The following is a 12,800-nucleotide window of genomic DNA, read 5'->3' as shown; positions in this document are numbered from 1 at the left end:
CAAGCATCCCGCTTGCGCGGAACGGCCTGACCTTAGCAACACCGCAACAGACAATTCCGGGGCGCCGAAGGCGAGCCCGGACCCGAAGGGGCACGCCGGAGGCGGGCGATCCAGAACCTCTATCGGTGCAAGGTCTTGCCGCACCAGCGTCTCTGAATCCCGGGCTCCGCTGCGCGGCCCCGGGATGACGGGATGAAACGGAGACGCTGCGATACAGAGAAGAGAATCGAGACATTCCCGCAAACAGGAGATGACGATCGCCCACTGTGCAACCCATAGCCCGTGCGGGAAAGGGACAGGGTGAGGGATCGGGTCCGTCCGGAAGTGGCTCGTCGCGCGCGCGACGATGGCGGGTCCTATCCGGATCCGTCGTATCCCTCACCCCAACCCCCTCCGCACGGGAGAGGAGCCTGTCGCCCCCGGCCGCGCGCGTCGGTATTCGCCAAAGCCGCGGGCTCATCGTTGCGCCGAGAGGATCGAAGAACGCATCGCGTCTCCCGTGACAAACCGCTTCCCCTGTCGGCAAACCGACGCTGCCAGCTTGGCCGGAGCCTCGGCCTCCCACCGCGAATCGGAAACACAGGGTCCTCCTCCAGGCAGCGCACCCAAAAGCCCCGATGCCGGTCTCGACCTATCTCGTCGTCGCCCTGGGCGCGGTCGTCGCCGGCTTCGTGCAGGGCCTCTCGGGCTTCGCCTTCGGGCTCGTCTCCCTGTCGTTCTGGGCCTGGGTGATCGATCCGCAGCTCGCCGCCGTTCTGGCCGTGTCCGGCGCCTTCACCGGCCAGGTCGTGGCCGCCCTCTCGGTCCGGCGCGGGTTCGACCTCCGGCGCCTCGCGCCCTTTGTGCTCGGCGGCCTCGCGGGGATCCCCCTCGGCCTCCTCCTGTTGCCGCGGCTCGACGCCGACTGGTTCAAGGCCCTCCTCGGCGCCCTGCTGATGGTCTGGTGCCCGGCCATGCTGTTCGCCCAGAACCTGCCGCGGATCACGGCCGGCGGCCGGCTCGCCGATGCCGCGGTGGGACTCGGGGGTGGCCTGATGGGCGGGCTCGGCGGCTTCACCGGCGTGCTGCCGACCCTCTGGTGCACCCTGCGCCGCTACGAGCGCGACGTGCAGCGGTCGGTGATCCAGAACTTCAACCTCGCCATGCTCAGCGTGACCATGGCGACCTATCTCGCCTCCGGGCTCGTCACCCGGGCGGCGCTGCCGATGCTGGCGGTGGTGCTGCCGGCGATGCTGGTCCCGACCTTCCTCGGCGCCCGGATCTACCTGGGCATCAGCGAGGCCGCGTTCCGCCGGCTCGTCCTCAGCCTCCTGACCCTCTCGGGTCTCGCGCTGGTCTCGGCCTCGGTGCCGCGGCTCCTGGAACGCGGCTTCCGGAGCGCGCCGGGCGCCGCATTTCGACCGCCTTTGTCGCGGAGCACCCGATTCATCCTTCCGGTCACTAGGCATCCGGAAGCACCGGTCATCTGCTAGGCTATGTCGGGTCCGCGGCCCGGCATCGGAGACGTCATGGCGCGCAAGTATTTCGGAACCGACGGCATCCGGGGCCGGGCCAACGGGGTGATCACCCCCGAACTCGCCCTCAAGGTCGGTCAGGCGGCCGGCCTCGTGTTCCAGCGCGGCGACCACCGCCACCGGGTGGTGATCGGCAAGGACACGCGCCTGTCCGGCTACATGATCGAGACCGCGCTGGTGGCGGGCTTCACCTCGGTGGGCATGGACGTGCTGCTGCTCGGGCCGGTGCCAACGCCCGCCGTGGCGATGCTGACGCGCTCCATGCGGGCCGATCTCGGCGTGATGATCTCGGCCTCGCACAACCCGTTCGAGGACAACGGCATCAAGCTGTTCGGGCCCGACGGCTTCAAGCTCAACGACGCGATCGAGCACGAGATCGAGGGGCTGATCGACGCCGACATGCACAAGCGCCTCTCCGGCGCGAACGACCTCGGCCGGGCCAAGCGGATCGAGAGCGTGCATGCCCGCTACATCGAGTTCGCCAAGCGCACCCTGCCGCGGCACGTGACCCTCGACGGCCTGCGGGTCGTGGTCGATTGCGCCAACGGCGCCGCCTACAAGGTCGCCCCCGAGACCCTGTGGGAACTCGGCGCCGACGTGATCGCCATCGGCACCGAGCCGGACGGGTTCAACATCAACCGCGCCGTCGGCTCCACCGCCCCGGCGGCCCTGATCGACATGGTCCGCGAGCGCCGGGCCGATATCGGCATTGCGCTGGATGGCGACGCCGACCGGGTGCTGATCGTCGACGAGAAGGGCCAGGTGGTCGACGGCGACCAGCTCATGGCCGTCGTGGCCCGCTCCTGGAAAGAGGACGAGCGCCTCACCCAGCCGGGCGTGGTGGCGACGATCATGTCGAATCTCGGCCTGGAGCGCTATCTCGGCGGCCTCGGCCTGACGCTGGCCCGCACCGCGGTGGGCGATCGCTACGTCCTCGAGCACATGCGCGAGCACGGCTACAACCTCGGCGGCGAGCAGTCCGGCCACATCATCATGTCGGACTACACCACCACGGGCGACGGCCTCGTGGCGGCGCTGCAATTGCTCAGCGTCGTGCAGCGGCAGAACCGGCCGGTGAGCGAGGTCTGCCACTGCTTCGACCCGCTGCCGCAGATCCTCAAGAACGTCCGTTACCGGACCGGGGAGCCGCTGCGCCAGGACAGCGTGGTCAGCGCCATCGAGCACGCCCGCCAGCGGCTGGGCAATGCCGGGCGTTTGGTGATCCGCCCCTCCGGCACGGAGCCGGTGATCCGCGTGATGGCCGAGGGCGACGACCGCAGCCTCGTCAACGAGGTGGTCGACGAGGTGGTCGACGCCGTGACCCGCGCGGCGGCCTGAAACGGGCCTCAGCCGGCCTGCTCACGCGTCCTGGTAGAGGGCGCGCAGCTCCGGCGGCGCCGTCCTGCGCCACGCCGCCAGCAGGGCGTCGCGCAGCGTGTCCTCCGCGCACAGGTCGAGGTCGAGGTTGGTCCAGCCGCGCCGGCCCCAGGCTCCGTCCAGCGGCGTGAACAGGTCGGGCTCGGCCTCGCACAGGGCCGCCTGATCCTCGGGCGCGAGGCGCAGCACCACCCGCGCCTCCTCGACCCACAGGGTGGCCAGCACCCGGCCGCCGACGCGGAAATCCGGGTTGCCGCTGTGCGCGCCCGCCACCGTCTCGGGCAGCATCAACGCCAGGATGCGCACGTCCTCCGGCAGCACGGAGCGCTCAGCCGACCTGAAGGGGCCGGGCCGGTCGGCCCTGGCCGCCCGGAGGGCCGTCCGCGATCGGATTCACCATGGGCACGCCTTCGTACGTAGAGTTGATGCCCGGAACGCCGCAGCACGGCGCCAAGAAGATAAACAAATACTTCCCGTTCGCCAGTTTCGAAGGACGCGCAATGAACGTGCAAGCATAACATTTAACGTTAAGCCGGATTTAAGACCTTCCGGACATCCTTCACCAAGTGTCCCCGAGCCGCGCGCTGCGTGTCCGCTCATGAGTCCGGAAGGAAGTCCTATGGCCCGCTCCAAGCTGAACGCTTTGGTGCGTAGCCTGACGCTCGCGGCGAGCGTCGGCGCGCCCTGCCTCGCCGCCGCTGCAGATCTGCTGCCGCCACCCCCGCCGCCTCCGCCCCCCCCGATCGAGGTCGGCGGCGGCTGGTACCTGCGCGGCGATGTCGGCGCGAGCATCTACACCCGCCCGAAATACAGCGAGGCCTACGACTACACCGGCTACGCCGACGCCAACCGCTCCTTCGGGAACGTCATCGGCAGCGGCGGCTTCGCGGGTGTCGGCGTCGGCTACCAGTTCACCCCGTTCTTCCGCGGCGACATCACCGGAGAGTACCGCTACTCCACCGGCCTGCGCGGCAGCGAGTACTATCGCGGCCCCGACTACGACGACGGCCTCGGCTCCTACGGCGTGAACAAGTCGAGCGGCAGCTTCGACTCCGCGGTAGTGCTCGCCAACGCCTACTTCGACCTCGGCACCTGGTATGGCATCACGCCGTTCATCGGTGGCGGCGTCGGCTACGCCTTCAACCACGTCTCGTCCTACTCGACCAACCAGCAGTTCACGAGCCCGACCTACGGCTACGATTACGCCAACCCGATCTACGGCTGCGACTGCGGGGCACCCTCGTACAACTACAGGCCGGTCTACGACAACAACGGCAATCCGGTCTACAACACCAACAGCGGTACCAAGTTCTACAAGGACAAGTCGAGCGGCAGCTTCGCCTGGGCGCTCCACGCCGGTCTGGCCTACAACGTGACCGACGCGTTCAAGGTCGAACTGGCCTACCGCTATCTGAACCTCGGCAAGGCCGAGACCGGCGCCGGCTATGTGCCGTGCTGCACCGGTGCCCTGCCGGCGGTCAAGGTGAAGGACATCGAGGCGCACGACGTGAAGATCGGCCTGCGCTACTACCTCGGCGGCTTCGTCGCGGCCCCGCTGCCGCCGCTGATGCCGGAGCCGGTCCCGGGCCCGCTGGTGCGCAAGTACTGAGCACCGACCGGACCTGATCTCACCGCCAAGGCCTGACGGCGCGGAGCTTCTCCGCGCCGTTTCGCGTTTTCACGGCCGCGCCGCGGTCCATGCCGGACCTGCGAGGAAGATCAGTCCTGAAGCCCGGCATTTCCGTCAGAAACAGGATTGTTTCGGCGGGAAACCCGAGATTACCCCGAAGCAACGGACAATTAAGGTTACTCGTCTATCACTGCGTCGAGGCTCGATCAGCCGTCCGCCTCGTAGTGCCAGGACGATCCCGATGCGTACCGTCACCTTTCCGTTGTTGGCAGTTCTCGGCCTCTGCGGCGTGAGCACGGCCCGGGCCGCCGATCTGGACTACGATTACCTGCGCGGCGCCGAGTATGATCCGCTGCCCGCCCCCGCGGTGGTCGACTGGAGCGGCATCTATGTCGGCGGCCACGGCGGCTACACGTCCGCGGCCCTGGGCAGCCGGGGGGCGCTCCAGCCGCTGATCTACCGCGACTCGCACAACACGACCGGCGAGTCCGACTTCGGCGCCTCGACCCTCCTGAGCCCGCCGTCGCGGCGCGTCGGCGACATGAGCTTCGGCGCCTTCGCGGGCTACAACGTCCAGTACGATCAGTTCGTCTTCGGCGTGGAAGCCGATTACACCTATTTCGGCCGGATGGGCGTGTCGAGCGACGGGCTCGGGCGCAGCCAGATCTCGGCCGCGGGCCAGTACGAGGCCGTGAACCTGTCGGGTTCCACGGCCACACGGGTCAACGATTACGGGACCCTGCGCGCCCGCATCGGCTACGCGTTCGAGAACTTCATGCCCTACGTGACCGGCGGCGTGGCCATCGGCCGGGCGCGCATCGCCGACGCGACCAGCTACCAGAATTACGGGTTCAACCTGACCGCCTACAACGCGACGCTGGCAGGGACGCCGACCTCCGTGAGCAACTTCGGCTACGCGAGCTTCAACCCGGGCGCGCCCTACAGCAGCACGCCGTACACCTCCCTCCAGGCGCAGTCGAAGACCAAGGTCGTCGCCGGCGTGGCGGCGGGAGCCGGCATCGAGTACGCGATCACGCCGAACATCCTGCTCCGCGCCGAGTACCAGTACGTGCTGTTCAACGATTTCGACGGGCACAAGGTCAACCTGAACACCGTCCGCGCCGGCGCCGCCGTCAAGTTCTGAAAGCCGGGCCCGCGGCCGGCGACCGCGGGTCGATGTCCCTCTCGTTGAAGCGCCTCGTCTTGAAGCGCCTTGTCTTGAAGCGCCTCGTGCCGCGCTGGCGGAGCCTGCACATGCGAACACACCGGTTCCTCCGGCTTGCCGCGCCCCTCCTGCTCGCCGGGCTCGTCCTGGCACCGGAGCCCTCCGCAGCCCGGCACGGGCACGGATACAGGCATGAAGACAGGCATGGACACAGGCACGCGCCGCGCGTGATCCGGCACCACCGGGTCCGCCTGGACCCGGTCCCGGTCGCGCCGCCGCCCGTGCTCTTCCGGGACTATCTGCCGCGCAACCACAACGTCCCGATGTACAACGAGCCGCCCCGGCGCGGGCCGGCCTGGTGACGCGTCGGCGACGCCCTCAGCTCTCCAGCTCGCTGTCCCAGTACAGGTAGTCGAGCCACGTGTGGTGGTACTGCCGGTGGTCGAACTCGGGCTGGCGGTGGTGCAGCTCGTAGCGCGTCGGCCGGCGGGGCGCGTTCATCAGCGGCATGTCGGCCTCGTCGGGCGTGCGGTTGGCCTTGCGCAGGTTGCAGGGCGAGCAGGCCGCCACGACGTTCTCCCAGCTCGACAGGCCGCCCCGGGAGCGCGGCACCACGTGGTCGAAGGTCAGGCCGCCCGAGGGCAGCCGCAGGCCGCAATACTGGCAGCTGAACCCGTCGCGCAGGTAGATGTTGTAGCGCGTGAAGGCCGGGCTGCGGGCCAGCGCCACGTAGTTCTTCAGCGCCACCACGCTCGGCACCCGCAGGGCGCGGGACGGCGAGCGGGCCTCCACGTCGTAGCTCGCCACCAGGGTGACCCGGTCGAGGAACAGGGCCGTGAACGCGTCCTTCCAGGACCAGAGCGAGAGCGGATTGTACGAGAGCGGCCGATAATCCGCGTTGAGGACGAGGGTTTGGAGATCCATCATCGGCGCGACTCTTCGGACTATCTCGAACGCGGATAACGCGCGGGACCGCGCCACCGCCCCACAGGCCCGTCCGGACCGGCCCAGGGCCGATGCGGGACGGGCCGGCGCGCGGCGCGTCGGCTTGGCGGGAGAGGCGGAGGGAGCAACAGGGCGGCGGGCCGGCGCGCGGGGGCGCCGGTCGGGGCGGTCACATCCGGAACGCGGCCGGGCCGGGCCGGCGCTGTCACCGGCCGTGCCCTTTCGCGTGATGACGAAAAGGCCCTGTCCATCAGGTGTTCATCTAATCCCAGCGTGACACCCTTGTGAAGCTTTTCCCGCCGGGCCCCAGGGACGCACCCACAGGCCGCCCGCCGGGCGTCGAATCCGCCCGAGGGTGGGCAGGAGCAACGTTTCGCCCTAAAGCTCGCCCAGAGCGCTGGGCCGCCATGCTGGGCCACTGAGCGGCCAGCCCCGGTCCCCCATCGCCGCCGATTCGCCGATGCCGGCCCCGTGACCCCGCATCCGGCGCACCCGACGAGAGGTTGCCCATGACTCGTACGCCAGCGCGGATCTGTCCGCGCCCGTTGCTGCTCCTTCCGGTTCTCGCAGCCCTCGTGCTCGGCCCCCCCGCGGTCGCACCGGCCCTCGCCCAGGCTCAGAGCCAGACGCAGCCTCAGGGGCAGACCCAGAATCACGCGCCGGCCGGGCAACCTTCGGAGGCCAAGCCTGCCGGGCAACCTTCGGAGGCCAAGCCGGCGGAGGCCAAGCCTTCGGACACCAAGCCGGCGGTTGCGAAGCCCAGCCCGGCACAGGCCGAACTTCCCGAGCAGTTCAAGGCGGTCCGGGCCAAGATCGACGCCGCCAAGGCCGAGCTCGATGCCCGCGAGAAGCAGCTCGGCCATAACGACCTGACGGTGGCCGACCTCACCGCCATCCGCGACAGCGCCGTCACGGTCACGGACGAGATCCGCACCCTGGTCACCCGCCTCGACGCGCCGCTGGAGGCCGCCCGCGAGCGGCTCGCCCAGCTCGGGCCGAAGCCGAAGGACACCCAGGAGAGCGCCGACGTCGCCGAGCAGCGCCTCGAGCGCGAGGCCGCCGTGACCCGGATCGACGAGACCCAGCGGCTGGCCCGCTCCCTGGTGGTGCAGGGCGACCAGATCGTCGACCGGGTCTCGAACCGCCGCCGCGAATCCTTCACCCGCGACCTGTTCCAGCGCTCCCAGCCGCTGGTCGGACCGGGCCTCTGGGCCAAGGTGATGGGGGACATCCCCCGGGACACGCGCGCCCTGCAGAGCGCAGTCTCCGATATCGGCCTGCTGTTCTCCCGCAACGGCAGCCTCGGCAACCTGCTGCTCCTGGGGCTCGCCTTCGGGATCTCGGTCGCGCTGTATTTCGGCCGGCGCAACATCGCCCCGCGCGGCGCCCGCCGCGACGCCGGCAAGACCGACCCGTCGCGCCGGGCCGTGATGCTCGCCGCGTGGCGGGTGATCCTGCTCGGCACGGTCCCGGCGGTGGCCGGGTCCTACGCGGTCTACTACGCGCTGGACGCCACCAACCTCCTGCCCTCCCGGCTCCTGCCGGTGGCGGCCGCGATCCTCGGCGGCCTCGCCTTCATCGCCTTCGTGGAGGCCCTCTGCGACGGGCTGCTCAGCACCGAGAAGCCGGCCTGGCGCCCCGCGCCCGTGAGCGACGCGGCGGCGGTCCGCCTGACCCGGCTCGCGGTCGGCATCGCCACGGTGATCACCGTGGTGAAATCCGTGGAGGCCCTGAATTCCGGGATCTCGGCGGCTCTGCCGATCTCCATCGCCACGCGGGGCATCGGCGCCGTGGCGACCGCGCTGATCCTGGCGATCGGTCTGCACCGCTTCGCCGACACCGAGCAGGAGGAGGAGGCCTGCTTCGGCCCCTACGTGCCGACCAAGACCACCACGGGCATCGGCGGGCCGGCCCGGCTCCTGGGCTGGGCCGCGGTGGCGCTGATCGGGCTCGGCGCGCTGGTGGGCTACGTCGCCTTCGCGGCCTTCATGATCGACCAGCTGATCTGGGACGCGGGCGTCCTGGTGATGCTCTACCTCCTGGTCCAGAGCGTCGACATCTTCATCGGCCGGGCGCTCTCGGACGAGACGCGGCTCGCCACCACGCTCCAGGCCAATACCGGCCTGCGCAAGCGGTCGCTGAACCAGATCTCGGTCCTGGCGACCGGCGCGGCCCGGCTCGTCCTGTTCCTGGCGGCGGCGGTCCTGGTGCTGGCGCCCTGGGGGCTCGACTCCACCGACATCCTCTCGTCGGTCCGGCAGGCCTTCTTCGGCTTCAAGGTCGGGGACGTGACGATCTCGCTGTCCAGCATCGCGCTGGGCGTCGGCATCCTGGTGCTCGGGGTGTTCATCACCCGCGGCGTGCAGCGCTGGCTGGAGAACACCTACCTGCCGGCGACCGACCTCGACGCGGGCCTGCGCAACTCGATCACCACGGTGGCGGGCTATTGCGGCTTCCTGATCGCGCTCGCGCTCGCCTTCTCGTATCTGGGCCTGAGCCTGGAGAAACTCACCATCGTGGCCGGCGCCCTGTCGGTCGGTATCGGCTTCGGCCTCCAGTCGATCGTCAACAACTTCGTCTCGGGCCTGCTGCTCCTGTGGGAGCGCCCGATCCGGGTCGGCGATCAGGTGGTGATCGGCGATTCCGAGGGCATCGTGAAGCGGATCTCGGTCCGCTCCACGGAGATCCAGACCTTCGACCGCTCGGCCGTGATCGTGCCGAACTCGAACCTGATCTCCGGCGTGGTCAAGAACCGGGTGCGGGGCGACCGCTCCGGGCGGGTCAGCATCACGGTCAGCGTCCTGCGCAACCAGGATCCGGTGCGGGCCGCCGAGATGATCGTCGGCTGCGCGCAGGCGCATTCGGACGTGCTCAAGGACCCGGCCCCGCGGGTGGTGTTCAAGAAGATCGGCGACCCGTTCCTGGAGTTCGAGCTGCTGGTCTGGATCGTGGACGTGAGCCTCGGCCAGAAGGTCCTGACCGACCTGAATTTCTCCGTGTTCGCGACGCTCTCCGGGGCGGGCTTCATCCCGCCGCTCGGCCCCGGCTCCAGCATCGTCACCATCCAGGGCCTCGACACGATGCAGAGCGCCATGGGCGAGATCGCCAGCCGGTTCGGGCTGCCGGCGCCGGCCGCCGAGGCGGCCGAGGCGGGGGAACCGGCCCGGGCGCAGCGGGACCGGGCCCTGCGGAGCGCGGGGGGCTGAGGGACCGATGCGGTTTGGCCCGGGGCCGCCTATATGCCTCGGGCGGCCGTGCCGGCTGCCGAGCGGGGACCAGAGACACGTGGGCGCACGAGACACGAGACGGATCCTGAGGCGGGCGGCCTGCATCCCGGTGCTGGCGCTCCTCGGCTCCTGCAACACCGAGGCGCCGACGACCTCCGCCTTGCCGAGCATCTACCTGCCGCTCGCCAGCAACAGCGCCCATATCGACGTCGAGGCGGCGCGCGACATGATCTCGTCCTATCGCCGCAACCGCGGCGCGGCGCCGCTCGCGGTCGATCCCGAATTGCAGCGGCTCGCGGAGGCCGAGGCGGCCGCCATGGCGCTCGCCGACCGGCCGAGCCGGGCGCAGACCGTCAAGGCTGCGGTGGAGCGGCTCGGATACGCGGACGTGAACGCCAACCTCTCGGCGGGCTATCACACCCTGGCGGAGGCGTTCTCCGGCTGGCGCGAGAGCGCGCCGCACGACGCCACCATGCTGGCGCCCCGGGCGACCAAGATGGGGATCGCCACCGCCTACGCGCCGGGGTCGAAGTACAAGGTCTACTGGGCGCTCCTGACGGCCAAGTAGCCGCGGTTCCCATCGCCTCGGTCCCTCCGGCAGTCCCGTCCCGTTCGGGATCGGCGGCGCCTCCTCGATGGCCCTGTCGAAGACCCTCACGACCACGCGGCGGTTGGCCGGCCTGGAGGGAGCGTCGGGGAACATCGGCCCAGTGGCGGCCTTGCCGGCGACCGAGGCGAACCGGTCGTCCGGAACTCGGTACCGGCCGGGATCGCGCGAACAGGAAATCTTGCTTAGCGAATCGTAAGAAAACTGTTTCGAACCTGTATCGGCCCGTCATCGCCCGTTCAGGCGGAAGCTGGCATAGCCGTTCTCCAAGAGGGGTTTGACCCGGATCCGGCGCCGATGCCGACCGCGCGGAGCTCCTCAGATAAGGCGTGAGACCCGGGTCACACGGGCCGCGCCAGGGGTGGCGGAGCGGTACGATGGTTCGTCTGTACGGGCGGGTCCTGGGATTCCTGAAGGCGGAAAGGCGGCTGGCCATAGGCTTGGCCGTCACCAACGTGATCCTGGCGATCGCGGCCTTCGCCGAGCCCCTGCTGATGGGCCGGATCATCGACCAGCTGACCCATCTCAAGCGCGGCGGCGACGCCATGGGCACGATGCTGCCCCTGCTCGCCGCCTGGGTGGCGTTCGGCTTCTTCACCATCGCGGCGGGCGTGTTCATCGCCCTCCACGCCGACCGGCTCGCCCACCGCAACCGCCTGTCGTCGATGGCGAGCTACTTCGAGCACGTCCTCGACCTGCCGCTCGCCTTCCACTCGGCCAACCATTCCGGCCGTGTCCTGAAGGCGATGCTGGAGGGCACGAACGGGATGGCATGGCTGTGGCTCGGCTTCTTCCGCGACCACCTCGTCGCCCTGGTCTCGCTCGGCGTGCTCCTGCCGATGACCCTGTTCATCAACTGGCAGCTCGGCTCGATCCTGGTGGTGCTGGTGCTCGCCTTCACGGCGCTGACCACCTTCGTGATGCGCCGGACCGAGGCGCTCCAGGGGCAGGTCGAGGAATTCAATTCCGGCCTCGCGGCCCATGCCTCGGACGCGCTCGGCAACGTCGCGGTGATCCAGTCCTTCACCCGCGCCAAGGCCGAGAAGGAGGCGATGCGCGGCATCATCACCAACCTGCTCGCCGCGCAGATCCCGGTCCTGTCCTGGTGGGCGCTCGCCAACGTGGCGACCCGGGCGTCCGCGACCATCACCATGACGGCGATCTTCGTCACCGGCATCTGGCTCTATCAGGCGGGCTCCACCACGGTGGGCGAGGTCGTGGCCTTCATGAGCCTCGCCACCGCCTTCGTGGCCCGGCTCGACCACGTGGTCGGCTTCGTCAACGGCCTGTTCCAGCAGGCCCCGAAGATCGCCGAGTTCTTCGAGATCTACGACACCGTCCCGGCGGTGGCCGACCGGCCGCACGCCCGGCAGGTCGCCCGGTTCGAGGGCGCGGTCACCTTCGAGGACGTCGCCTTCTCGTATGACGGACGGCGCCAGGCGCTGGACGGCGTCTCGTTCTCGGCGCGCCCCGGCGAGACGATCGCGCTCGTCGGCACCACCGGCTCGGGCAAGTCGACGACGCTCGGCCTCCTGCACCGCAGCTTCGACCCGTCCGCCGGCGCGATCCGCATCGACGGGATGGACATCCGCGACGTCGGCCTGTCGTCCCTGCGCCACAACATCGGCGTGGTGTTCCAGGAGCCGATGCTGTTCGCCCGCTCGATCCGCGAGAACCTGCAGGTCGGCTGCCCCGACGCGACGGACGAGGAGATGCTCGACGCCCTGGAGCGGGCTCAGGCCAGCGCCTTCATGGCGCGCCAGGCCGACGGGCTCGACACGGTGATCGGCGAGCGCGGCCGGTCGCTCTCGGGCGGCGAGCGCCAGCGGCTCTCGATCGCCCGGGCGCTCCTGAAGAACCCGCCGATCCTGATCCTCGACGAGGCGACCTCGGCGCTGGACGCCGCCACCGAGCGCAAGCTCCAGGGCGCGCTGGAGACCGTGATGGAGGGGCGTACCACCTTCGTGATCGCCCACCGCCTCGCGACGATCCGCGACGCCGACCGGATCCTGGTGTTCCACGAGGGCCGGATCGTCGAGGCCGGGACCTTCGACCAGCTGGTGGCCCAGGACGGCCGCTTCGCCGACCTCGCCCGGGCGCAGTTCATGGCGACCCAGGCCGAGGAGGAGGAAGGACTGGCGCTGGCCGCCTGAGAGGGCGGGAGGCCGCCCCCGCGGCCGGTGGCCTGTCGTGCCGTGCCCGCTCGGGTTGCGCCCGGGCGGAAGCCGCGTCAGGACCGGCTGCCCCATCCTTCCGCCCCATCCCGGGATGCGCCGCGGGACGTGGGCCGGACAAGGGCGGGACATGGGTCTGGCGCGCCGTCAGGCGGAGGCCC

10 protein-coding genes are annotated in these 12,800 nt (G+C 70.1%); 8 read left to right on the top strand and 2 right to left on the bottom strand.

The features are described 5' to 3' along the window. Positions 1-617 precede the first annotated feature (617 nt). Together ACLBX9_RS11275 and glmM are read left to right on the top strand one after the other, a co-directional pair. Complete coding sequence (locus ACLBX9_RS11275) at positions 618-1,472, top strand: sulfite exporter TauE/SafE family protein (protein ID WP_010685201.1); 855 nt, start codon at positions 618-620, stop codon at positions 1,470-1,472. Positions 1,473-1,508: 36 nt separating this feature from the next. Next, positions 1,509-2,852 (top strand): phosphoglucosamine mutase, encoded by a 1,344-nt coding sequence (glmM, locus tag ACLBX9_RS11270; RefSeq protein ID WP_010685202.1) that lies wholly within the window; start codon positions 1,509-1,511, stop codon positions 2,850-2,852. A gap of 21 nt (positions 2,853-2,873) precedes the next feature. Here glmM and ACLBX9_RS11265 read toward each other — a convergent pair whose 3' ends face one another. After that, entirely contained in the window at positions 2,874-3,212 is a 339-nt protein-coding gene (locus tag ACLBX9_RS11265; protein WP_010685203.1) for an MmcQ/YjbR family DNA-binding protein, read from the bottom strand. A gap of 298 nt (positions 3,213-3,510) precedes the next feature. On the opposite strand from ACLBX9_RS11265, the gene ACLBX9_RS11260 reads away from it, so the two are divergent. The 3 genes from ACLBX9_RS11260 (at position 3,511) to ACLBX9_RS11250 (ending at position 6,048) form a co-directional block, all read left to right on the top strand. Continuing rightward, positions 3,511-4,500 carry an outer membrane protein gene (locus ACLBX9_RS11260; RefSeq protein ID WP_010685204.1) on the top strand — a complete coding sequence of 330 codons (990 nt, stop codon included), beginning with the start codon at positions 3,511-3,513 and terminating at the stop codon, positions 4,498-4,500. 262 nt (positions 4,501-4,762) lie between these two features. Continuing rightward, the gene (locus ACLBX9_RS11255; RefSeq protein ID WP_447718985.1) at positions 4,763-5,665 is read left to right on the top strand and encodes an outer membrane protein; all 903 of its coding nucleotides are present in this window, start codon (positions 4,763-4,765) and stop codon (positions 5,663-5,665) included. 32 nt (positions 5,666-5,697) lie between these two features. Then, positions 5,698-6,048, top strand: a complete 351-nt coding sequence (locus ACLBX9_RS11250; protein WP_447718984.1) for a hypothetical protein — start codon at positions 5,698-5,700, stop codon at positions 6,046-6,048. Positions 6,049-6,064: 16 nt separating this feature from the next. Here ACLBX9_RS11250 and ACLBX9_RS11245 read toward each other — a convergent pair whose 3' ends face one another. Continuing rightward, positions 6,065-6,613: an HNH endonuclease gene (locus ACLBX9_RS11245; protein WP_010685206.1), complete on the bottom strand. Its 549-nt coding sequence runs from the start codon at positions 6,611-6,613 to the stop codon at positions 6,065-6,067. A gap of 527 nt (positions 6,614-7,140) precedes the next feature. Here ACLBX9_RS11245 and ACLBX9_RS11240 point away from each other — a divergent pair. The 3 genes from ACLBX9_RS11240 (at position 7,141) to ACLBX9_RS11230 (ending at position 12,618) form a co-directional block, all read left to right on the top strand. Continuing rightward, the gene (locus ACLBX9_RS11240; protein ID WP_447718983.1) at positions 7,141-9,837 is read left to right on the top strand and encodes a DUF3772 domain-containing protein; all 2,697 of its coding nucleotides are present in this window, start codon (positions 7,141-7,143) and stop codon (positions 9,835-9,837) included. 124 nt (positions 9,838-9,961) lie between these two features. Continuing rightward, a complete protein-coding gene (locus tag ACLBX9_RS11235) occupies positions 9,962-10,426 on the top strand; it encodes a CAP domain-containing protein (protein WP_085988044.1) in 465 nt (154 codons plus the stop codon). A 416-nt stretch (positions 10,427-10,842) separates the two neighbouring features. Continuing rightward, the gene (locus ACLBX9_RS11230) at positions 10,843-12,618 is read left to right on the top strand and encodes a glucan ABC transporter ATP-binding protein/ permease (RefSeq protein ID WP_010685209.1); all 1,776 of its coding nucleotides are present in this window, start codon (positions 10,843-10,845) and stop codon (positions 12,616-12,618) included. The last annotated feature ends 182 nt before the right edge of the window (positions 12,619-12,800 follow it).

The organism is Methylobacterium sp. A49B, assembly GCF_053346215.1.
This window is presented reverse-complemented; position numbering and strand designations above follow the sequence as displayed.